Annotated in this window: 19 protein-coding genes; 9 read left to right on the forward strand and 10 right to left on the reverse strand. The window is 65.7% G+C overall.

Going from position 1 to position 22,277, the window contains the following annotated elements; all coding sequences use genetic code 11:
* Positions 1-32 precede the first annotated feature (32 nt).
* From ABXS05_RS19455 to ABXS05_RS19465, 3 genes are read left to right on the forward strand one after another with little or no spacing between them, the layout of a single operon-like run.
* Entirely contained in the window at positions 33-977 is a 945-nt protein-coding gene (locus ABXS05_RS19455; RefSeq protein ID WP_367625124.1) for an ABC transporter permease, read from the forward strand.
* Positions 974-1,813 carry an ABC transporter permease gene (locus ABXS05_RS19460; RefSeq protein WP_437178678.1) on the forward strand — a complete coding sequence of 280 codons (840 nt, stop codon included), beginning with the start codon at positions 974-976 and terminating at the stop codon, positions 1,811-1,813. Before ABXS05_RS19455 ends, ABXS05_RS19460 begins: the two co-directional genes overlap by 4 nt.
* Positions 1,810-3,429 (forward strand): ABC transporter ATP-binding protein, encoded by a 1,620-nt coding sequence (locus ABXS05_RS19465; protein WP_367625070.1) that lies wholly within the window; start codon positions 1,810-1,812, stop codon positions 3,427-3,429. Before ABXS05_RS19460 ends, ABXS05_RS19465 begins: the two co-directional genes overlap by 4 nt.
* A gap of 56 nt (positions 3,430-3,485) precedes the next feature.
* On the opposite strand, the gene ABXS05_RS19470 is transcribed toward ABXS05_RS19465, so the two are convergent.
* From ABXS05_RS19470 to ABXS05_RS19485, 4 genes are read right to left on the reverse strand one after another with little or no spacing between them, the layout of a single operon-like run.
* A complete protein-coding gene (locus ABXS05_RS19470; protein ID WP_311932849.1) occupies positions 3,486-4,829 on the reverse strand; it encodes a lysine N(6)-hydroxylase/L-ornithine N(5)-oxygenase family protein in 1,344 nt (447 codons plus the stop codon).
* The gene (locus tag ABXS05_RS19475) at positions 4,826-6,685 is read right to left on the reverse strand and encodes an IucA/IucC family protein (protein ID WP_367625071.1); all 1,860 of its coding nucleotides are present in this window, start codon (positions 6,683-6,685) and stop codon (positions 4,826-4,828) included. Before ABXS05_RS19475 ends, ABXS05_RS19470 begins: the two co-directional genes overlap by 4 nt.
* Positions 6,682-7,773 carry a GNAT family N-acetyltransferase gene (locus ABXS05_RS19480; RefSeq protein WP_367625072.1) on the reverse strand — a complete coding sequence of 364 codons (1,092 nt, stop codon included), beginning with the start codon at positions 7,771-7,773 and terminating at the stop codon, positions 6,682-6,684. The genes ABXS05_RS19475 and ABXS05_RS19480 overlap by 4 nt, the downstream gene beginning before the upstream one ends.
* Positions 7,770-9,560 carry an IucA/IucC family protein gene (locus tag ABXS05_RS19485; protein WP_367625073.1) on the reverse strand — a complete coding sequence of 597 codons (1,791 nt, stop codon included), beginning with the start codon at positions 9,558-9,560 and terminating at the stop codon, positions 7,770-7,772. Before ABXS05_RS19485 ends, ABXS05_RS19480 begins: the two co-directional genes overlap by 4 nt.
* Before the next feature lie 153 nt (positions 9,561-9,713).
* Between ABXS05_RS19485 and ABXS05_RS19490 the strand changes: the two genes are divergently transcribed.
* Positions 9,714-10,940, forward strand: a complete 1,227-nt coding sequence (locus tag ABXS05_RS19490; protein ID WP_367625074.1) for an MFS transporter — start codon at positions 9,714-9,716, stop codon at positions 10,938-10,940.
* On the opposite strand, the gene ABXS05_RS19495 is transcribed toward ABXS05_RS19490, so the two are convergent.
* From ABXS05_RS19495 to ABXS05_RS19505, 3 genes are read right to left on the reverse strand one after another with little or no spacing between them, the layout of a single operon-like run.
* Positions 10,922-12,160 carry an MFS transporter gene (locus ABXS05_RS19495; protein WP_367625075.1) on the reverse strand — a complete coding sequence of 413 codons (1,239 nt, stop codon included), beginning with the start codon at positions 12,158-12,160 and terminating at the stop codon, positions 10,922-10,924. The genes ABXS05_RS19490 and ABXS05_RS19495 overlap by 19 nt on opposite strands.
* Positions 12,157-12,525, reverse strand: coding sequence for a hypothetical protein (locus tag ABXS05_RS19500; protein WP_311932842.1), 369 nt, complete (start codon positions 12,523-12,525; stop codon positions 12,157-12,159). The genes ABXS05_RS19495 and ABXS05_RS19500 overlap by 4 nt, the downstream gene beginning before the upstream one ends.
* 2 nt (positions 12,526-12,527) lie before the next feature.
* On the reverse strand, positions 12,528-14,726 hold the full coding sequence (locus tag ABXS05_RS19505) for a TonB-dependent receptor (protein ID WP_311932841.1): 2,199 nt from the start codon (positions 14,724-14,726) through the stop codon (positions 12,528-12,530).
* A 263-nt stretch (positions 14,727-14,989) separates the two neighbouring features.
* Between ABXS05_RS19505 and ABXS05_RS19510 the strand changes: the two genes are divergently transcribed.
* Positions 14,990-16,033, forward strand: coding sequence for a helix-turn-helix transcriptional regulator (locus tag ABXS05_RS19510; protein WP_367625076.1), 1,044 nt, complete (start codon positions 14,990-14,992; stop codon positions 16,031-16,033).
* An 83-nt stretch (positions 16,034-16,116) separates the two neighbouring features.
* Here ABXS05_RS19510 and ABXS05_RS19515 read toward each other — a convergent pair whose 3' ends face one another.
* Positions 16,117-16,626 carry a hypothetical protein gene (locus ABXS05_RS19515; protein WP_156771783.1) on the reverse strand — a complete coding sequence of 170 codons (510 nt, stop codon included), beginning with the start codon at positions 16,624-16,626 and terminating at the stop codon, positions 16,117-16,119.
* Between the two features lie 168 nt (positions 16,627-16,794).
* Positions 16,795-17,733 carry a LysR substrate-binding domain-containing protein gene (locus ABXS05_RS19520; RefSeq protein ID WP_367625077.1) on the reverse strand — a complete coding sequence of 313 codons (939 nt, stop codon included), beginning with the start codon at positions 17,731-17,733 and terminating at the stop codon, positions 16,795-16,797.
* 104 nt (positions 17,734-17,837) lie between these two features.
* On the opposite strand from ABXS05_RS19520, the gene ABXS05_RS19525 reads away from it, so the two are divergent.
* The 3 genes from ABXS05_RS19525 (at position 17,838) to ABXS05_RS19535 (ending at position 19,746) form a co-directional block, all read left to right on the forward strand.
* Complete coding sequence (locus ABXS05_RS19525; protein WP_367625078.1) at positions 17,838-18,008, forward strand: hypothetical protein; 171 nt, start codon at positions 17,838-17,840, stop codon at positions 18,006-18,008.
* A gap of 67 nt (positions 18,009-18,075) precedes the next feature.
* Positions 18,076-18,681: a methyltransferase gene (locus tag ABXS05_RS19530; RefSeq protein ID WP_367625079.1), complete on the forward strand. Its 606-nt coding sequence runs from the start codon at positions 18,076-18,078 to the stop codon at positions 18,679-18,681.
* Positions 18,682-18,783: 102 nt separating this feature from the next.
* Positions 18,784-19,746: a nucleoside hydrolase gene (locus tag ABXS05_RS19535; protein WP_367625080.1), complete on the forward strand. Its 963-nt coding sequence runs from the start codon at positions 18,784-18,786 to the stop codon at positions 19,744-19,746.
* Positions 19,747-19,858: 112 nt separating this feature from the next.
* On the opposite strand, the gene ABXS05_RS19540 is transcribed toward ABXS05_RS19535, so the two are convergent.
* A complete protein-coding gene (locus tag ABXS05_RS19540) occupies positions 19,859-21,079 on the reverse strand; it encodes a BaiN/RdsA family NAD(P)/FAD-dependent oxidoreductase (protein ID WP_367625081.1) in 1,221 nt (406 codons plus the stop codon).
* A 41-nt stretch (positions 21,080-21,120) separates the two neighbouring features.
* On the opposite strand from ABXS05_RS19540, the gene ABXS05_RS19545 reads away from it, so the two are divergent.
* On the forward strand, positions 21,121-22,032 hold the full coding sequence (locus tag ABXS05_RS19545; protein WP_367625082.1) for a LysR substrate-binding domain-containing protein: 912 nt from the start codon (positions 21,121-21,123) through the stop codon (positions 22,030-22,032).
* The last annotated feature ends 245 nt before the right edge of the window (positions 22,033-22,277 follow it).

Here is a 22,277-nt window from a genome sequence, read left to right on the forward strand (position 1 = left end):
CAGCTCGGCGAGGTAGCTCAGCAATGAAAGCACTGGCTCTTTATGTGGCGCGCCGGATCCTGTGGGCGATACCGACGCTCCTGCTCGTTGCCGTCATGGTTTTCGTGCTCGTCCGCCTGATCCCGGGCGATCCGGCCCAGGTCGCCCTCGGCGACAATGCCAGCGAGGCCCAGCTCCTGGCACTGCGCATCGCCATGGGGCTCGACAAGCCCATCGTGGTGCAGTTCTGGTACTGGCTCCAGCACATGCTGCAGGGCGATCTCGGCCAGTCCATCACCAATGGCCAAGCGGTGCTGCCCCTGATCGTGGATCGCTTCAAGGTCTCGGCCATCATCGTGCTCGCTGCCGTGTTCCTGGCTGCCCTGCTGGCGGTGCCGGGCGGGTTGCTGGCAGCCTGGAAGCAGAACCGGGCTGCCGATCTCGCCATCGTCTCCAGCGCTACGCTGCTCTTGTCGATCCCGAGCTTCTGGCTTGGCATGATCTTCCTGCTCGTCTTTGGCTCGAAGCTGCACTGGCTGCCGGTGGTGGGCTATGTGCCCTTCTCGCAGGATGCCGGCCAGGCCCTGCTCTATGTGATCCTGCCGATCGCCACGCTCGCTTTGATCGAGACCGGTGTGCTGACCCGGATGTCGCGCGCCAGCGCCATCGAGGTGCTCAGGCTCGAATATGTCATGCATGCCCGGGCGAAGGGCTTGAAGGAAAGCCGGGTGCTGCTGCGCCACGTACTGCCCAATGCCTTTGCGCCGACCTGGACCGTGATCGGCCTCACCCTCGGCAACCTGCTCGGCGGCATCGCCGTGCTCGAGACGGTGTTCACCTTGCCGGGCCTCGGCCGGCTGATGGTGGATTCGATCTTCTCGCGCGACTACCCCGTCATCCAGGGCTGCCTGCTGATGACGGCGCTGATCTATGTGCTGGTCAACCTGGTGGTGGACCTGTGCTACCCGCTGTTCGATCCGAGGGTCTCGGCGACATGAGCATGCTTCGCATCCCCCGCTTCCGCTTCAATGCTGCGCTAGGCAGCGTCTTCGTCGGCATCGTGGTGGCGATGGCGCTGCTGTCGCTGGTCTGGACGCCCTATCCGCCGATGAAGGTGCATTTCACCGCGCTGCTCAAGCCGCCTTCGGCTGCTCATTGGCTCGGCACCGACAAATATGGCCATGACGTGCTCTCCGGCGTGATGGCCGGGGCATCGATCAGCCTGGGCATCGCCTGCCTGTCGGTCGGCTTTGCCGTGGTGCTCGGCACCGCGCTTGGTCTTCTCGCCGGCTATCTCAAGGGAACGGCCGATCGCGTCCTGATGGTGGTCAGCGATGCCCTGCTGGCCTTTCCCGGCCTGCTGCTGGCGCTCGGCGTCATCGTCATCGTCGGGCGCGACCACAGCGTCGGTGCGATCGTGCTGGCCCTGGGTCTCGCCTATACCCCCTCCGTGCTGCGAGTGGTGCGCGGCACGGTGATGTCGGTGCGCGAGCGCGAATATATCGAGGCTTCGCGCGTCATCGGCAATTCCGAATGGAAAACGATGGTCAAGCATGTGCTGCCCAACTGCCTGGCGCCGATCATCGTGCTGGCGACCTCCATGCTGGGCTGGGTGATCCTGTCGGAAAGCTCGCTCAGCTTCCTCGGCCTCGGGGCGCCGCCGGAGATGGCGAGCTGGGGCAACATGCTGGCGGCGGCCCGGCCCTATATCGAGCGGGCGGCCTGGCTCGGCATCGCCCCCGGTCTCTGCCTCGCCGTCACGCTGCTCGGCATCAACCTGATGGGCGATGCCATCCGCGACCGCTTCGATCCGCGCATGGAGGGACAGCGATGAACGAGACGATCGCAAACCCGCTGCTCAGCGTGCGCGGCCTCACCATGGAGGGGCCCGGCGGCCTGCGCATCCTCGATGATGTCAGCTTCGATGTCGGGGCCGGGGAAATCGTGGCGCTGGTCGGCGAATCCGGCAGCGGCAAGACCATGGCGGCGCGCTCCGCCTTGCGGCTGGTGCCGCCGCAGGTGCGCCGCATCGCCGGCGAGGTGCTGTTCGAGGGCCGCGACGTCGACGGCCTGAGCACGGAGGCGATGCGCCGGCTGCGCGGGGGCTCGATCGGCATGATCTTCCAGGAGCCGATGGTCTCGCTCAATCCGGCCATGACCATCGGCGCCCAGCTCGCCGAAGGGTTGATGCTGCATCGCAAGGTCACTGCGGCCGAGGCCGATCGCCTGGCCTGCGCAATGCTGGCGCGGGTGCAGATCAAGGATCCCAAAGGCTGCCTGAGCGCCTATCCGCACCAGTTCTCCGGCGGCATGCGCCAGCGCATCATGCTGGCCTCGGTGATGTTGCTGAAGCCGAAATTGCTGATTGCCGACGAACCGACCACGGCGCTCGACACGCTGTCGCAGCGCGAGGTGCTCCGGCTAATGGTGGAACTCACGCGGACCGAGGGTACGGCGGTGCTGCTCATCACCCACAATCTCGGCCTGGTGGCGCAATATGCCCATAAGGTCGTGGTGCTGCAGCGCGGGCGGCTGGTCGAACGGGGCGGCGTGGCCGAGGTGCTGACCCGGCCGCGTCAGGCCTATACGCGGGCCCTGCTCGATGCCTTGCCCAGGCGCGAGGACAGTCGCGCGCCGGTCCCCGATGCGCCGGCCCTGATCGAGGCGCGCGAGGTCAGCGTGCGCTTCCCGGGCTCTGGTGGAATGTTCTCGTCGACCCCGCCCAAACTGGCGGTCGATGGCGTGTCTCTGGCTGTGCGTCCCGGCGAAGCGGTGGCGGTGGTCGGCGGTTCCGGTTCCGGCAAGACAACGCTGGGGCGGGCGATGATCGGCCTGTTGCCTCTGGCGAGCGGCGAGGTCGCCTTTCGCGGCGAGCCGATGGCGGGGGCGGAGCGGGCACGCCAGCGCGATTTTCGTCTCAACTGCCAGCTCGTCTTCCAGGACCCCTATTCCTCGCTCGATCCGCGCCAGCGCATCGGCGACATCATCGCCGAACCCCTGGCCCATGGACCGGGACTCAGCCGGGCGGAACGGCGCGAGCGCGTGGAAGCCATCCTGGCCGAGGTGGGGCTCGCCGGTTTTGCGGAGCGCTTTCCGCATGCCCTGTCGGGCGGCCAGCGCCAGCGCGTCGCCATTGCCAGGGCCGTGGTGCGCAACCCCGCTTTCGTGGTTGCAGACGAGCCGGTGTCGGCGCTCGACATGACCATCCAGAAACAGGTGCTCGAATTATTTCGCCGCCTGCAGGACAGGCACGGCTTTGCCTGTCTCTTTATCTCGCACGACATGGCGGCGGTCTCGCAGGTCGCCGACCGCATCGTGGTGATGAAGGACGGCCGGATTGTCGAGCAGGGCAGTGTCGCCGAGATCTTCGACCGGCCGCAGCACGCCTATACGCGCGCCCTGCTGGAAGCGACGCCCTCCCTGGCCGTCCCGCAGGCGCTGTCGGCCTGAGATAGCCAGGCAGGGGAGGGGTAGTGGCGGCAGGCCCCCAGCCTTTCATCCTGTCCTCAGCAACTACGATGGGATGGACGGCGCAGATACTCGACCTCGGCATCGGCCATCTCCGCCTGGTCGCTGCCCGTCGACCAGGCCAGCGGCGAGGCCGGCGGCTCGACATCGAAGAAGGGCTGGCCGATCAGGGCATTGGCGATCACCGCGCTACGCCACGCCATCAGGCTGAGCTGCGGTTCGGCGATGCCATGGCTGATCAGCCCGGCATTCAGGGCGAAGATGCGGTTATCGGCGGGGCCGTCCCATTTCACCGAGAAATCGGCTTCCAGCCGCAGCCGGCCCGTTCCGTCGATCGCGATACGGTCCTGCATCGGGGCGAGGCAATCGGGCAGACGATAGCTGTAGCCGGTGGCCAGCACGATCATTTCGGCCTGGCTGAATTCGATGCCGCCGTCGAAGCCGTTGCGCATCACCAGCCGGAAGCCGCCGGCGTTCTGCTCGACATCCAGCACTTCGCGATGCGGCATCAGGCGGGCCTGGGGCCCGCCGCGCTCGATATGGCGCAGCGTATAGAGGCGCCGATAGATTTCCGACAACGTGGAAGCTGAAACGCCGTCGCCCGCCAGTTTCTCGCGCTCCACGGTGGACAGTCGCCGCCCTTCGGCGAGATTGTGGAAGTTGCGCACGTAATGCGGCGTGAACAATTCGTTGGTGAAGGGGGTTGCATCGAGCGGTTGGAAGTTCGGGCGCAGACTTATCCAGTCGACCGAGGCCGCGGCGGCTTCACCCGCTCCGAGCAGATGAAGCAGGATCTCCGCGCCGCTCTGGCCGCCGCCGATCACCGCCACGCGCTTGCCCGCGGCGCGGGCGAGTTCGAAGGCGGCGCGCGAGGAGTGGAAATGGTTCTGGCCGGTCAGCTTGCGCACGAAGTCGGGCTGGTAGGGCTGCAGGCCGATGCCGAGAGCGACGTTGCGGGCCTCGACCGTGCCGTTGCCCGTTTGCAGGATGAAATGGCGGCCGTCGAAGTCGAGGGCCTGGACGTCCTCGCCAAAACGCAGGCTGTCGAGGCCCTTGGCGACCCAAGCCAGGTAATTGGCGAATTCCTGGCGCGGCACGTCGGCGAATTCGGCATTGATGAAGTCATAGAAGCGCCGATGCGCGACGAGATAGGCGATGAAGCTCCACGGGCTGGTCGGATTGGTGGCCGTGACCAGGTCCTTGAGGAAGGAGGTCTGCAGCGTCACGTCGGGCAGCATCATGCCCGGATGCCAGTCGAAGCGCTCGCGCTTCTCGAAGAAGGCGGCTTCGACGCCGTCGATGGCGTCGAGCTGGGCGGCGAGGCTGAGGTTGAACGGGCCGATGCCGATGCCGGCGAGGTCGAGCGGATTGCGCTGTGTCATGCCTGGACTCCTGCGGATTTGTCGGCGAAACCGCGGTCCCGCAAGGGGCGGGATTCGCGTTCGGCGAGGTGAAGGGGATTGTCGAGTTCGCTGCCCAGGCTCGGTACCGGGCGGCGATTGGCGTCGCCATAGCCGATGGCGAGCCTGACGCGGTTGATGCAGATGCGCGGCACCTTCGGCGTGAAGAGATCGAACAGCTCGAAGCGATCCGCCAGATCGGGGTGGCGCGCCTGATAGAGGCGCAGGCGCTGCGCCAGCGCGCCATAGAACTCGATCTCGGGAAAACGATCGTGGCTTGCGAGCGTATCGGAAAGAAAGCGCAGCACGCTGGCGAAGTGCCCGGTCTGTAGATGCTGCAGCAGATGGGCGGCCGGCCGCTTCAGCAGGGTGTCACGGATGGCAGGCTCGAGGTCGGCGGCCTCTTCGAACGCCTGATCGACGAGGTCGACATCGCCCTGCAGATCCTTCAGCGCGACGCCGTAGGGGATGGCGCCGTCGAGCAGCACGGTGATGTTCTGGCCGTGGGCGATGAAGCCCACGCCGTAGCGGCAGAGGAAATGGTAGAGCGGCAGGACCACGGCATCGAACAGGCGGGCCAGCCATTCGGCATGTGACAGCCCTGATGCTGCGATCAGGGCGCTGGCGAGCGGCACGCCGGCAAAGTCGCTCTTGATGAGGGCACCGAGCATCAGCGGGCGCCGCCCGGCGGCGAGGCCGGCTTCCGGGCTCTCGCGCCAGATCACGCCCAGCATCTCGCGGAACTGGTAGGGAGCATCCGCGACGCGCTCATAGAGGGGGTGGGGGTAGAAGGCTCCCGCGCATTCGCGCAGCACCAGCGCGTTGGCGAGCTCGGGATCCTGCCTGGCTTTGTCGGCGAGCCAGTTCGAGAAGGCGGGGCCGATCGCCATGTATTTGCCGGGCACGCCGCGCCAGGCCGAGGTGTTTAGAATGGTGAGCGAGAGCTTGAGGTGGAGCTTGGTCGGCGAAGTTGTATTGGCCAGGGTGCGCAGTGACTGCAGAGGACGGTAGGCGTCACCGAAAAGCCCGAGTGGCACGATGCGCCTGGTCGCGATCTCGCCGGCGAACTGTGCCACGATCATGTTGTCCCACTGCCAGGGATGCACCGGCAGGAGCATGAAGCGGGCCGGATCGAGGCCTGCCGCCTCGCAGGCGGCCTGCAGCCTCTCGCGCTCCGCCTCGCCAAGGGAGGCAGCGAGCAGCGCCTCTTCATCGATGTCTCCGGCCAGGCTGAGGCGGCAGCGGCTGCGGTCCGCCGCCAGCCAGAACAGCTGGAAGGTCGGCTGGAATTCGGGCGCGTAACGGGAGAAGTCGCTGAGGCCCCAGCCGATCCGGCCCTTGCTGGCCGGCGCCTTGGGATGGCCGTCGAGATAGGCCTGGACCTGGTCATCCGGCAGGCTCAGCAGATGTTCGCTCTCGCCGGATCCGGCCATGGTCGCGATCCGGGCATCCGCCAGCAAGGTGCTGAACAGCTCCTTGGCGTAGATGCACAGCGTATCCGGCTCGATGTTCAGGGTTTCGCGGGCATCGAGCATGAAGCCGGCGGCATCGTCGGCTGGGCATAGGGCGGCGCCGTCCTGCCGCATCAGGCTGGCGGCGTCGATCGACAGATTGCCCCAGATGCGGCGCACGGCCTTGAAGCGATAGGCGACCCCTCCGGCAAAGCGCAGGATCCACTGGGTTCCCTCGGCATTGGCGGGCTCGGGTGCCAGGCCCTCCTCGAAGGCGAGTTCGCTGATCGCCTTGGCGATGACGGCCCGGTTCAGCGCCAGCCAGAGCCCGGCATCGATCGGGCTGCCGTCGGGCAGGGGGCCAAGGGTTGGCGTGCCCTGGCTCATAGCACCACCTCCCGGAAGAAGCGCTCACGCTGGCAGCACACCAGCGCCGCGCGCTTATGCGGGAAGTCGAATTCCTTCACCTTGTCATAGGCGGTCTGGGCGCAATAGCTCAGCATCTTCTGGTGCGAGGCGCGGGGCTCGCCAACCACCCGGCGCGTGCGTGGCTCGTCGAGGAACAGGCTATGGGTCACCGAGCGGAACCAGGTGCCGGTCCTGGCGCGGCCGAGGTGGCGGGAATTGCCGATCAACCCGTGCCAGCCGCGATCATAGTCTTCCGCGTCGTAGAAGGGGCCGAGCCGGTCTTCCTTGGCCCAGTAGAATTCGAAATAGCCGGAGGGCTCGTCGCCCAGGCTGCCGATCACGCCGAAGATATGCGGATCGGCTTCCTGCTCGGCGAGATAGCGGTCGAGCTCGGCCTCACTCTGGGCCAGCTCCCAGAAGAAGGCGACGCGGGGCTGGTTCATCCAGCCATGGAAGAGCTTGAGATCGCGGCGGCGGTCGATGGCCCGCATCGACAACGTGGTGCCGAGTTCCGGAATCCAGCGCCGATAGAAGATGCCGGTCGGCTGCGGCGGCCGCAGGGGCGGCAGGCGATCCTGCGGGCCGATGGCGGAGCGGATCTCGGGAAAGGCCCGCAGCCCTTCCGGCCGGTGCCAGAGCAAAGGCAGCTGGTAGAAATGCTCGCGGGCGATGCGCACGGCGCTCGTACTGGTCGCGTCGTCCGTCACGGTCTGCGCAGTGAGGGGCAGCAGGGCCGGTTTGCCGGCGACATCGGGCAGGTGCAGGGCAACCATGGCAGGAAAAAGCTGGAAAGCGGCTTCCACCAGGATGGCAATGACATGGATATCGCCGGGATGGGTCGCATCGGGCCGGTGGATGACCAGAATGCCCGGGCCATCTCCTTCGGGCGTGCGCAGCCCGGCACGTCCGATCGTCGCCGAGCCGGCCTGCGCCGTCAGCTCAAGGCTGCCATCCGCCTGCAGGCGGCTCTCGATAACGGCTTCGCCGTCAAGGCGGAGGGGCCAATGCCGGCTGGGGGCGGTGGGAGCGGCGACTTCGGCGGGAGCGATCTTCATCTGCAGGGTCATGCCACGGCCTCCGCGATGGGGTTGCTCAGGGGTACATAGCCGGCAAGGGGATCGGTCACTTCGGTGTTTTCATTGATGTTGCGGAAGCAGATCATGAAGTTTCCTTTGCTGCCGAGCGTCGGCGCGGTGAGGAGGTAGGTGAGGCAGATCTTGTCGGCGAGCGGCAGGGCGGCGAGCTCCTCGAGGAAGGCTCGCAGATCGCCGATCAGGACGTCCTCGGCGATGAGGCGCGAGGTGCCGAGCGCGCCGATCACCGCGAAGACCGAATTGACGAGGAGGTAGTAGCCCACGAGCTGGGCCGCTTCGTCCGAGTTGAAGACATGGCCTGCCTTCATCGGGCTGCCGGGAGCCTTCCTGGCGAGCTCGGGCAGGAATTCGCGGATATAGCCGGTGCCCTGGCAGTCACGGAAATGCACGGCCACCGGCCAGCCTTCGGCAAGTTCCACCACGATGTTCTGCTGATGCGCACCGAAGAGGAGGCCGATATCGGCCTGGATCAACAGGAAGGGCGCGACGACCTTGTCGAGGAACTGGCGGAACCAGCGGCGTGCCACCGCGGCGGGATCGGCCGGCTCCTGCCCGGCAATGCGCCGGATGATGGTGGCAAGGGCGCTGTCATGCCCGTCGGGATAGATCTCGCAAAGAGCGGCCAGCACGGCGGCTGGCGGCTGGCTTGCTCCCTTGAACGGGTTTTCGCGCAGGATCACCGTGGTCTGCGGCAGGGCCTTGCCGTCGGCATCCTGCAGCAGGAGATAAGCGGGCTCGCCCATCACCTTGAAGCTCGGGAAACGCCGGGCGATGGTCCGGCCGACTTCACCGGCCAGAAGGCGGTCGATCTCGATGCCGCGCTCGCATTCACGGGTTTCGATGACCCGGCGCGAATTGGTGAGGCGCAGGCTGAGCGAGAATTTCAGCATCCAGTCGGCGTGCGGGGCATGGATGGCGCGCAGCGAGGAGGTCGCTTGCCAAAGCGAGCCGGCATGGCCGAGATCCTTCAGCAGGCCGCGGCGGAACAGCCCGTCAATGGCCGGGTCGAGCGCCAGCTGGGCGGCCTGCCAGGGATGCATCGGCAAAAGAACGCGGCCCTTGGCGGACTGCACGACCTCCGGATCCATCGCAGGATCGCCGGCGGCCAGGTTCTGGCAGAACTCGGCCGCGGTCTGGGGGCGCGAACTGTCCTGAAGCACCAGAGCCGGATCGGCAGCCCACCAGCGCAAGGCGAATCCCTGCCGATATTCGGGGGCGAAGCGCCGGGAATCCTCCAGGGTGAACTGGTCCCGGCTGCGCGGCGTGGGATGCACGGCATGGCCGAAGCGCAGCGAGCCCTCCGCCTCGGCGAAGCTGGGGTCGCGCTGCGCGAAATAAGCATCGGGGGACGGGACGCGTGCCGCCACATCCTCGATGTTCCGGATGCTGTCGAGCACCCGCGACAGGAAGGTCAGGCTCCTGTCCTTGTCGCCGCTGCCGACGATGTCCGGTTCGCTGGCGAGCAGGAAGACGAACTCCTGAAAGCTGATCGGGCGCGGCGGCGCGGTGCCTGAGAATTCCAGAAAGGGCGGACGGAAGCCGTGATAGGCCGCCCGCGATCGATGCGTCATCTCGATGGCGACATGGCCGCCCCGGCGGGGCAGGGGGAAGCGGGCGAGAAGCCGGCCGCTTCCGGCGCTGGTGTCTTCATGTTCCATCGTCCAGCCCTGCCATTCGCGCATCAGGCTGTTGAGGAAGGCGCGCATGGAGACGTCGTGGGCGATGTCGATGGATCGTCTGATCAGGTCGATGGCGTTCATGGTGTTCCTTTTCGGAAGAACTCCGAATTGCAAAGAAGTTATATAAATAACTACTTGTACAATTTATAATATTTCTACAAGTTTTCTAAAATTACTATTGAATTACCTAGAGTTTGTTTTTAGTTGGATCAAGGAAATTGTTTGGAGAAAAGCATGGCCGCCGATGCCGCCCTCTCTGTTTCGCGCGCGGACAGCCTTCGCCTGGCGCTGATCGCGGCCTCGTCGGGCTTCGGCCAGTCGGCCCTGCTGGCGCTGGTACCGATCGTCACGGAAAGGACGGGGCTGGCGTCGCCGCAGATCGGCGCGGTCGCCTTCCTGGGCGCAGCGGTTTTCCTGGTGGCAGCGCCGCTCTGGGGGCATCACGGCGCGGCCTGGCGGATCAGGCCGTTCTTCGCCGGGCTCGCCTGCCTGATGATTGCAGGCCAGGGCCTGTTCCTGGGGGCGCTCTATGTCGGTGTGCCTGCAGCCGCGCTCGGGCTGCTCTTGGTCTCGCGCCTGCTCTACAGTGTCGGTGCTGCCGGGGTGATGCCACACGCTCAGGCCGCCATCGTGCAGCGCAGCGTCGCCGAGCGTCGGCCGGCCGCGCTTGCCAATCTCAGCGCTGGCCTGAATGTCGGCCGCATCGCCGGTTCCCTGGTGACGCTGGGCGCGGGAGCCGGCGTCATCGTGCCCGTCGTCATGATGGTTGTCAGCCCGGTGCTGCTGCTGTGCGCGCCGAACCTGCCGGCGGCTCCCGCAGTCGGCAAGAAAGGCGAAACCTCGAGCAGGCGTGCCAATATCCGGCGTGTCCTTCCGTTGCTTGCCGTCGGCTTTGCGCTGACCTTCGGCTTCGGCCAGATCCAGCTCGTCCTCGGCCTGTTCCTGCAGCATCGCTTCGGCCTCGAGGCCATTGCCGCCGCGGGCCTGGGAGGCGCGACCTATGCCGCGGTTGCAGTCGCCATGATCGCGACGCAGATCCTGCTCGTGCCGCGCCTTGCCTTCAAACTGGGGCGCAACATGCGCTGGGGCGTTGCGGGCTTCGCACTGGGGTGCCTGGCCATTATCCTGGCGCCGCTGCCCTGGCTGGTGCCGGCCGCCGCGGTCTGGGCCGGCATCGGGTTGGCGGTCGCGACGCCCGCCTATACCGCCTGCCTTAGCCAGCGTGTCACGGCGCATCGCCAGGCGGGGGCCGCCGGCTGGCTCGCCAGCACCCATGCCGCCGGGCAGGGTCTGGGCGCGCTCTGCGGCGGCGCGGCCTTCGCCTTGTCGCCGGAGCTGCCCTTCGCGATGGCCGTCGGCATTGCGATCGCAACCTGCCTCGCTTTGCTGCGTCTGGATGACCGCGCCGAGGACGAGATGCCCCGGGATGAGGTATCTCGGGATCATGGTGTGGCTCCCTGAGGGCGGGCCACATTCGCCAGCAACCTGATGGTGGCGAGAACGGCGATGGCCGAAAGGGCGGTGGCCAGGCCGAAGAGCGCGCCATAGCCCATGAGGTCGGCGAGCTTGCCCGAGATCAGCGACCCGACGAGATAGACCACCATCTGGGCGCAGGCCAGGATGGTGAAGTCGGTGCCGGGCTGGTCCGATGACGTCACCGTCATGAACAGGCTGTAGAGCGCGACGATCTCCATGTAGCGGATGAAGGTCTGGAAGCCTGCGGCGCCGAACAGCGGCCAGGCTCCGGTGACCACGCCGAGCGCATGAGCAGCGAAGAGGGCGAAGCACAAGGTGCGCAAGCCGCCGAGCAGGCCGAGCGTGGCGGCGGTGCCGCAGCGCTTGACCAGGAGGGCAGCGATCGCCGATCCGGCAAGGCCCGCCGTCGCCGCCGATACGCCTGAAAGATAGCCGATACGGTCGAGCGGTACGCCGGCATCGACGAGATAGGGGCCTTCCATCGCCTTCACCAGGCCCTCGCTCATCCGGTAGATCAGCGCGATCCACAGCACGGTGCGGATTTCCGGGCGTCGGAGGAAGCCCATGATGGAGGGGCGCGTCAGCCGGTCGGACGGCGAGGCGGGGGCCTCCCACATGGCGAAGGCGGCGATCAGCGGCAGGGCCGAAAAGGCGGCGATGACCAGGAGCATGCCGGCCCAGCCGATATGGTGGTAGAGCACCAGGCCGAGCGTGCCGCCGATCACCACGCCGAAGGCCACCGAGCCGCCCTGGATGGCGTTGCCGATGGCGCGGTCCTCCGGCGCCAGATATTTGGCGGCATAGCCGTCGGTAGCGATGTCCTGGGTCGAGACCAGCAGCGCGGTGACGAGGCCGATTCCCAGAATGCCGCCGACATGGGTTGGGCCAAGCGGCAGCAACGCCAGGATGGAGGCGATCACGCCGAGTTGGGTAAGGATCACCCATCCTGCCCGATGCGCCCGGGCGAAGGGCCGGATGCGATCGACCAGGGGCGCCCACAGGAATTTCAGCACCAGCGGCAGGAAGAGCAGGCTGAGATAGCCGATCGCCGTGCGCGAGACCCCTGCCTCGCGCATGATGGGGGGCAGAGCGGCGGCGATCAGGTAGGAGGGAATGGCCTGGGCCAGATAGAGGCCGCCGAGGACCGCGAACAGGCGCAGGCGGCCGGGCCTGGAGGCAGGGATATCCTGGGCAAGCGCCGTCATGCCGTCTCCATATGCTGCGTGATGAAGCGTCTGGCCGCCTGTTCGTCGCAAGTCGCGGTCAGCGGCATCGACCACAGGCGCTGGAAGGTCTCGATCATGCGCGGGTTCGCGTCCGGCCGGACGATGGCGAGGGCGCGGCAATGGTGTTCGAAGCGCTCCCGCGTCGCCTTGAACCAAAGGGCCTGCTCGCGTTCGCCGGCCTGGGAGAGCCCGCCGCCGCCGGCGAAGACGGCCAGCAGGGCAAAGGTGCTGTCCCTGCGGCCGATTTCGATCAGCGCATCGAGATAGGCGCGCTCGTCGCGATCCTCGTAGGGCGGCAGGTAGCGCAGGATCAGGAGCGCGCCATGCTTGTCGAGTTCCACCATGATCAGAACGTCTTGCGGTAGCCGAGCGTCACCGTACGACCCCAGGAATAGACCGGGAGGTTGCGCACGGAAGTCGCGGTGGGGTTCTGGAAGCGGGTGTCGAACAGATTGTCGACGGACACATAGGCCTCACCGCCCTTCACCGGTGCTGACAGGGCTACGTTCATGGTGGCGCCCGGCTTGATCTTGTAACGGGTGCCCTTGAGGTCGATCGCCTTGTCGCGGCCGGAGAAGCCCTCGCCCTCCACGCGCACCGACACGCCATTGTCGAAGACGTAGCTGGCATAGAGCGTGCCGCGGAAGGGGGTGGCGATGCGGTTGTTGGGCAGCCAGCTGTCGAGCTTGCCGTCCTTGTTGGAATCGTAGCGCCCCTCGCGATAGCCGAGCACGGTGCCGATGGTCAGCTGGTCCGTCGCCGCATATTCGCCGGTGAACTCGCCGCCATAGATGAATTCCTTCTGCTGCGAGATGGTGTTGGTGATGGGATCGAAGGTCACGCCCTGGCTGGAGGTGGAGATGAAGCCCGTCAGGCTGCCCTTGAAGCGGTCATGGCTGCCGCGGATGCCGAGTTCGTAGTTGTTGACGATCTGGGCCTCGGGACTGATGGAGGCATAGGAAACACTCGCGCCGGCGGGAAGGCAGTTCGGCCGGGCAATCGGGCAGGCATAGGCCGTCGACAGGCCGGCGCGGCGGGTATAGGCGCCGACGTCGGGCAAGGCGAAGCCCTGCGAGAAACCGCCGAAGATCTCGCTGGTCTCAGTCAGCTTGAAGGTGCCGCCAATGTTGAAGGTCGGCTTGGAATAGGTGAAGCTCCCACCGGTGACGCGCAGTGCCGGCAGCACGTATTGTCTGGAGGCGACGACGGTATAGGCGGCCGGGCGGGTGAAATCGTCGACGTCGAGGGCGAAATGCTCGAAGCGCACCCCGCCGCGCACGGTAAGGCGATCGGTCAGCGGCACTTGCAACTGGCCGAAGGCCGCGGTGGTGACCTGCTGCAGCGGCGTGAAGACATCCTGGCCGTTGGTCAGGGTCTGATGGGTCTTTTCAAAGATGAGATCGCTGCCCCAGGTGAGCTTGGCGCCCTGCCAGATGGTATCGAGGGGCGTGTCGATGGTCAGGTTGACGCCGCCGCGGTCCGAATAGAGCGTGGTCTGATTATAGGGGCTCGTCGGGTCGGCTGGATTGAAGGAATAGTAGACCGGATTGTTGTATATCGGATCGAAAGTTGAATAATTGAAGCGCTTCTTGATGTTGTTGTAGAATCCGACGATGTTGAGGCTGCCAAGCGCGAAATCCTTGTCGCTATAGCGGAGCGACAGGGACTTGGTGTCTTCGAGTACGCTCTCTCCCGTATAGGGCCGGGCAAAGTCCGGGCGAGCATAGGGCGGAGAATAGGCGGTCAGATAGCGCGGCGTCTGGTTGAAGTAGTACCAGCCTGCCGAGAATTCGAGCCGCTTGCCGGCGTCGAAGTCATAGCCGAACTTGGCGAGAAGATTGACCCGGCCGAAACGGTCGCCGCCGCCCTGGCCCAGCATGGCGTCGGATGGCAATTCCCGCCCGGAACCGTCATAGGTGCGACGCCCGAGATAGCCGCTGCCGCTCAGGACATAATCGAGCCCATTCTCGGCCTTGCCGGAGATGCTGGCGGACAGTTCCGGCGCCACCGAATCCACGGCATTCGCCGTGAAGGCGCGTAGGGCCGTGTTCACGGTGATGCGGGGCTTGCCGGGTTCAGCCTTCTTGGTGATGAAATTGACGGTGCCGCCGGTGGCGCCGGCCCCATAGAGGCTGGACGCGCCGGCCACCATCTCGATGCGCTCGATCGAGTTGAGGTCGATCAGGGACAGGATGCGCGAAACGTCCCGCAGCGGGGTGCTGAGGGGAACGCCGTCGACCAGCACGAGCAGGTCACGGCCGCGATAGCTTTCGGAAGCGCCCGAGACCGTCTGGTTGGAAACCGAAAAGCCCGGCACCAGCTTAGCCAGGGCCGCCGACGCGCTCGAGCTTTGCTGGAGCTGCTTGTCGATTTCCTGCCTGTCGATCACCTGGACCGATTGCGGAATATCGGAGACGGATCTTTCGGCGCGAGAGGCGGTAACGGTAACCGGATCGAGCTCAATCGGCTGCTCCTGCGACTGTTGTGCCAGTGCAGGCGAAACAACCGATAGAAACATGACCGCCGATACGGATATCTTGCCCATGATGAATTTTTAGACCTCCAGCCACTCTCGATCCGAAACTAAGTTATATTTGGCGATTCCAGACGAATTCCTGTTGTATATTCATAGTACATTCCCAGTTTATAACGATTATAATCTGGGTTTGGATGGCATATACTTCTGGATATCCGACCTTTCGCGCTCTATATTGATGAGCGGTCTTACTTGTCGAGTTGTTTGATTTCTTGGACTTGGGCGCATTGATTGATGGACTGAAGCGAACTGGAGGCGCGGATCACGCCGTTTTGACGCCGCGAGAGCCCTTTGCGGGAAGGCTGCGGCCTGTCTGGCTGCTTGGGCACGGGCTGACGAGCGAGGAACTGGCGCTGATCGAACTGCGGGCCAGCGGACGCTTGGCTGCGCAGCGCAGGCTCGGTCCATCGGATCCGGTCTTGCTCGGCGCCCGGGCATTGCTGCGCCTCGATCCCGATATCGGTCCGATCTCCTGCTTCTCGCCGCTCCAGGACAGCGAACTCGTCCTCGATGCCGCGGGTCTGGATAGCACCGAAGCCGGCGCAGGCGGCATGCTGTTGCGTCCCTCCAACGGCCGGATGGAGGTGGTGCGGGACGGGCAGCGCACCGTCGTCTCGGCCAGGGAGGCGATCTTCCTGGCGGGCGGCAGGCCTGCAAGCGTCTGGCTAAGGCATGTCGACCGCGTCGATTGCCTGATCCTGGCGAGCGAACGCATCACCGCGAACATGCTCGAATGCTCGGCCAGCCTGCGCGTCTTCCCGCAAAACAACGACACGCTGGTTCTGCTCGGCAACTACGGCGCGGCGCTGATGCGCGGCCTGCTGCCGATGAGCGGTCCGGTGCTGCTGCAGCATGCCTGCGCCTATATGGGCGATCTCGTCGACATCCTGTGCGGCGAGGCGGAGGCGCAGACGCCGCATACCGTGCAGGATCGCGCAGCCGCGCGGCTGAACGCCATCAAGTCGGATATCGAGGCCCATCTCGACGACCAGGCGCTCAATGCCAGCCAGATCGCCCTACGGCACGGCATCAGCACACGCTATCTCCAGAAGCTGTTCGAGGGAGAAGGCGAGACCTTTTCGGAATTCGTGCTGCAGCGCCGGCTCGACAGGGCGATGCGCCGCCTGCAGTCGCCGGACGAGCGCAAGCGTTCGATCAGCGAGATCGCTTTCGATGTCGGTTTCGGCGACCTGTCCTATTTCAACCGCACCTTCCGCAGGCGCTTCGACACCTCGCCGCGCCTGGTGCGCGCCAAGCACCGCTCCGTGCTCGTCCCCCCAGCGGGGAGCGAATTGCCGGATGCGGGCAGCGCTTGAGCGTGGACTGTCCCGGTTCGCGGCCATCCATATCGACGGCCTCGAACCACCGGCCGGAATCGGCCGTCTTGTCGCGCCTTGTTTCAGTGGGCCGTCGCGGAGGGGGGCTTCATCCGGGTCATGGTGTCCAGGGCGCAGGGGCTGACGGGTGCGATGAACAGCCCGACCCTTGCGAGAGCCTTGGCAAGAGCGGTGGTGGCATCGAGCGCCCGGTGCAGGCCATCGCTCTTCAACAGGTAGGAGGCGGCGTGGAGCAACTGGACCCTGTCGTCGCGCTGCGCCGCATCGACCATGGCAAGCACCAGGCATTCGTCGCGGCACAGGGCACGGCAGGCGGCCGGCCGCCAGCCGATCTCATTGTCGGCCGTTGCCCGCAGTGTGCGCACGAAATGGTGGAACTCGCCGAACAGCGGCTTGGCGTTTTCTTCCGGCATCTCGCGCGCCAGCCCTTCCCAGGCGATATCCCAGCAGGCGGCATCGCCGGTGGCATAGCCCGCCATCCAGCAGCGGAAGACGGAAAAGAGCAGGTTCTCGGCCGGAGCGTCGATATGATAGCCGACGGGGCGTGCGACGTCGGGGCTTGGCAGGGTCATGATGGTGTCCTTCAATCCGCGGGGTTCAAGGTCCCGGCATTGGCAACGGCGCGCATAGGACCACACCGAGCTGATTTGTTCAAGAAAATCTCTTTTTATTTCAATAGTTTATAGAAGTTCCAGGGTGCGCGGCCGGCTGCACGCCCTCGGGTGCTTGAGCGGCAGCGATCAGTCGCGCCGGGTTGCTCCGGCTGCCGGGAGTTCGCGCTTCTCGCGGCTGCGGATCTCAGCTGTCTGCGCGAGGATCCAGTCCCGGAACACTCTGATCTTGGGCGTCGTGCGCCGCGCTTCGGCGTGCACCAGCCAGTAGCCATCGCCATCAGACCCGGTGACGTCGAAGGGCTGGATCAACTGGCCCTTGTCGAGGAAGGCCGCGTAGAGGTTGTGCGTAAGCATCGCCGCGCCCTGGTCGGTGATCGCTGCAGTCGCCTCATAGGCCTGGGTGCCGAAGGTCGGGCCGGGAATCACCCGATCCGGCTCGAATCGTGCTCCCGCTGCCTTGAACCAGACCTCCCACCAGGGATCCTGCGGGCAGCACAGGGGAACCTTGTAGAGGTCCTCGGGCGCACGGATACCACCGACCTTCTCCGCCAGTGCAGGGCTGAGCATCGGCGAATAGTCGGCCTTGAACAGGTAGTGCGCCGATAGTCCGGGCCATTTTCCGGCGCCGACACGGATGCCGACATCCACGTTTTCGCGAGCGATATCGAGGGAGCGGGATGTGACGTCCATCTTCACGGCAAGATCGGGATACATCAACTGGAATGTTCCAAGGCGGACGGCAAGCCAGTTCGACGCGAAGGTATCGATCGTCGTGACCGAGAGCACGCCGGAGGCGCCGCCCTTGGTTGCAAACCAGGCGTCCGACAGGGTTGAAAACGCATTCGAAACCAGGGGGGCGAGCTGTTCACCCGCTTCGGTCAACGCGATCTGCCTGGTTTTTCTGATGAAAAGCGGTGTTCCGGCGCGTTCCTCGAGAACCTTGATCTGATAGCTGGCAGCCGATTGGGTCATGCCGAGCTCCTCGGCCGCCTTGGTGAAGCTGCCGAGCCGCGCGGCGGCTTCGAAGACTCTGATGGCGCCCAGAGGCGGCAAATCCCACGGCATGATGCATCAATCCAGTTGATGCATACTACGCGACGTTCGATTGGAATCCAAGGCTCGGCGGCGGCAGGATGTCTCCATCGCTCCAGCCTAAAAGGACCACGAACATGACGAAACACATCAAGCGCTACAGGCTTTCGATCCTCGACTTTTTCGCCGCGCCGTTCCGGTCGCGTGCCCATCGCCTGCTCGATCCCCGCGACCTCTGCGACGACCTGAAGCGCGACCTTGGCCTGGTCGATGGAAACCGGGTTGTCGGCGGTGTCCGCTGGCGCTGACCCGCATTGCCGACGCGATGCGACAGGATGGGGAAGGCCCATCCCGAAGAAGAGGGAGGCCATTGTCATGAACAGGACGACCAAGGCACTCGAACAGTGCCGCCAGACCATTCAATCCTATGAGGGCTGCGCGGATCGCTACTATGCCCGCATTCCCGAAATGCCGAATCTGCGCGACCAGGCGGCATTGCGGCGCATCGCCGAAATGGCAGGACGTGGCGGATTGATCCTGGAGGTCGGGTCGGGCCCCGGCCGCGAGGCGGATTTCCTGGAGACGCTCGGCGTCACGGTGCGCCGCACCGATGCGACCCGCCGCTTTCTCGAGTTGCAGGCCACTCGCGGCAAGCATGGCGAACTGCTCGACATCGTCACGGACGATCTCGGCGGTCCCTACGATGCCGTCGTCGGCCTATGCGTGCTGATCCACGTTCCCCGCGATCGGATCGATCACGTGCTGGCCAAGGTTGCCGCGTCGCTGCGTCCCGGTGCACCTTTTCTCGTCTCGATGCGCGATGGCGACGGGGAGACCGTCGGAAACTTCCATACGGTCTATTGGCGACGCGATGCGTTTGCCTTGCGGCTCGAACAAGCCGGGCTGACCTTGCTGTGGGACGAGTTCTCCGTCGATCCGGATGGCGATCCCTGGAACACCTTCCTGGCCGTCAAGCCTTGAAACGGGCGTTGCCGGGGTGTCGCAAGGGGCTTCGCGGCGTTGACTTTCCCCATGGCCGGGCGCAGAGGCAAAGGTTCCCGCCTTTTTCCCGGTTTGCCTGCGATGCCCAGCCATAAAGTCATCTATGATACCGATCCCGGCGTCGACGACGCCATGGCCCTGTTCTTCCTGCATTACCATCCGGACATCGAGCTCGTCGGCATCACCACTTGCCACGGCAATGCGCCGGTCGAGATCACCACGCGCAACGCCCTCTATCTCAAGGAACGCTTCGGCATCGATGCGCCGGTGGCGCGCGGCGCGGCGGGCCCGGTGACGGGAGATGACGCCCATCACGCTGCCGTTGTCCATGGTGACAATGGCCTCGGCGAGATCGAGCTCCCTGCCGAGATCAAGACAAAGGCGATCGACACGCCCGCCCACCGCTTCATCATCGAGACTGTGCGCAAGCATCCCGGCGAGGTCACGCTGCTGGCGGTTGGGCGCATGACCAATCTGGCCCTGGCCCTGCGCGAGGATCCCGAGATCGCCGGCCTGGTCCGCCAGGTGGTGGTGATGGGCGGTGCCTTCGGCTATCGCGGACATCTGGGCAACGTCACCCCGGCGGCCGAAGCCAACATCCATGGCGATCCGCATGCTGCCGACGAGATGTTCGCCGCAGCCTGGCCCGTTACCGTCATCGGCCTCGACGTCACCCACGAAGTGCTGATGCCGCAGGACTATCTGCGTCGGCTCGGGGAGGAGGCCGGCGAGGTCGGCCGCTTCATCTGGGACATCACCCGCTTCTACGAGAACTTCTATCTCGACAAGGGGCTGGCCGGCATTTCCGTGCATGATGCCTCGGCGGCGATCTATCTGGTGGCGCCGGACTTGTTCGAGACCCGCTCCGGCCCGGTCCGGGTGGTGTGCGAGGGGCTTGCCTTCGGGCAGACCATCCAGCGGCCCGCCGGGATCGGTTTCCCGCCCAATGACTGGGATGGCCGTCCCAGCCATGCCGTCTGCATCGAGGTCAAGGACCAGCCTCTGCTCGATCTCTACCGGCAGACCCTGTTGCGAGCGGTATAACGAAATTGCGGACGAGACGTCCGCGGTCCCAGCCGCCGTGCTGCCCTTGCGAACCTTACCAGGTTTGCGCTGGAAACGCTGCGGTTGGGACCGCGGACATCTTGTCCGCCTCTTAGTTTGTCGCCAACCACGCCTCGATGCCCCTTGCCGCCGCCACCCCGGTGGCGAAGCAGGCCTGCAGCAGGTAACCGCCGGTCGGCGCCTCCCAATCCAGCATCTCGCCGGCGACGAAGACGCCGGGCGCCTTGCGCAGCATGAACTCGCTATCGATCGCGTCGAGCGCGACGCCGCCGGCGCTGGAGATGGCGCGTTCGAGGCCGCGTTGCGCCGTCACCGTCAAGGGAACTTGTTTGATCAGGCGGGCGAGGGCGGCCGGACCGCGCGGCAGGGCGTTATCGGTCGCTTCGCGCAGGAGCCCGATGGCGACAGGCGCCAGTTTGACGGTCTTGCGCAGATAGGTCGAAAGGGATTGGCTGCCCTGCGGCCGTTCGAGCAGGCGGGCCAGTGCCGCTTCGTCGAGATCGGGGCGCAGGTCGATGCCGATCTCGGCATGGCCGTGTGTGGCGATCGCGCTGCGGATGACAGGGGAGAGCGCATAGATCACGCCGCCCTCCAACCCCTGCTCGGTAACGACGGCCTCGCCGCGGTGCGTGGTGCCGGCGATGGAAATGGCAATGCGCTTCAGCGGTTCGCCAGCCGATTTCTCCGCATAGGCCCGGCTCCAGGTGATTTCGGCACCGCTGTTCGACGGCGCGAACTCGGTGACGGTGACGCCGCGGCCGCGCAGTAGCGGGACCCAACCGCCATCCGAACCCAGGCGCGGCCAGGAGGCACCGCCGAGGGCCAGCAGAGTCGCGCGGGGCTTGCGGCTGACGGCGTCGCCGTCCGGCCCGCGAAAAATGAGCGTTCCTTCGTCATCCCACCCCGTCCAGCAATGGCGGCTGTGCAAGGTCACGCCCAGGCGTGCCAGCCGGGCCAGCCAGGCCCGCAGCAGCGGCGAGGCCTTGAAGCTTTCGGGAAAGATCCGCCCGCTCGAACCGACGAAAGTCTTTTCGCCCAATCCCTCGGCCCAGGCGACCAGATCGCCGGGTGCAAAGGCACGCAAGGCGGGTTCTAGGACGCCGCGGGCCGGGCCATATCGGGTCAGGAAGCGATCGAGATCCTCGCCATGGCTGAGGTTCAGCCCGCCGCGCCCGGCCATCAGGAACTTGCGGGCCGGCGAGGGCATGCGCTCATAAATAGCCACGCCATGCCCGGCCTCGGCCAGCTTTTCGGCGGCGATCAGGCCCGCCGGCCCGGCGCCGATGATGACGATGTCGCTGCTATCGGCCACGTCCGTCTTTATTTCCCATTCGCGTTGTGCTCACTGCCCTCATGGCATTCTCCTTCCGGCAAATCCAATATTTCGTGGCGGTGGCCGAGAATGGCGCGGTATCGCGTGCCTCGCACGAGCTTTCGATTTCGCAATCGACGGTGACGGAAGCCATTCGCGAATTGGAGGGTGATCTCGGCTTTCCCCTGTTCGATCGGCGCTCCCATGGCGTCGAGCTCACGCTGAAGGGGCACCAGTTCCTGCGCCATGCCCGCAAGATCCTCTCCGAGATTGCCGATGCCCGCCGTGCCTTGCGCTCGGAAACGGCGCCGATCGAGGGGCGGCTTGCCGTCGGCGTGACGCCTCTGGTGGCCGCCTATGTGCTCCCGGACCTGCTCGCCCGCTTCCGACGGGCCTTTCCCCATGTCGCGGTCGAGATCATCGAGGATACCAGGGACTATCTCGACCATCTGCTGGTGGGCGGCGAGCTCGACGTTGCCGTGATGGTGGCGGGCACCGAGCGCAGCTCCGCCGCCCTGCATGTGGAGACGATGGAAGCCTCGCCCTATCGTCTCTGGCTGCCGATCGGCCATCGCCTGGCGGAGGCCGAGAGCATCGGCATCGTGGATCTCGCCGAGGAGCCCTTCGTGCTCCTGATGCTCGACGAGATCGCCGAGGCTGCCGAATATGCCTGGCGGCGGGCCGGTGTGCGGCCGCCGGTCGCCATCCGCACCCGCTCGGTAGAGGCCGCCCGCAGCCTGGTGGCGACGGGGGCCGGCGTCGCCATCCTGCCCGACCTCACCTATCGGCCCTGGTCGCTCGAAGGCGACAAGATCGAGGCGCGCGACCTAGCCGAGGCCCTGTCGCCGGTGGAAGTGGTGATCGGCTGGCGGCGCGGCTCCCCGCTCGATGCCATCGCCACGCAATTCGTCGCCGTGGCGCGCACCTATCGGGCGGGGAGAGGGCGCAGCTAGAGCGTTGTGCGGCTCGACGGAACGTCGAGAAGCGCCAGGATGCGTCAGGCCAGAGAAGCTTAGGAGACGGGCATTTCGGCCGTACGGCTTTGCTCGAGGCGGCCGGAATGCAGCGAAACGATCACTCGGCGATGATATCGGAAAAATCGATATCATCGATCTCCCGAATGGTGTGGCGCCTGTGGCTTTTCCAAGGCATGCTCGCCTCAATCAAGAATTCGCCCTGTATTCGAACGGACGGCAAC

The organism is Labrys neptuniae (assembly GCF_040797145.1).
Taxonomy (GTDB): Bacteria; Pseudomonadota; Alphaproteobacteria; order Rhizobiales; family Labraceae; genus Labrys; species Labrys neptuniae.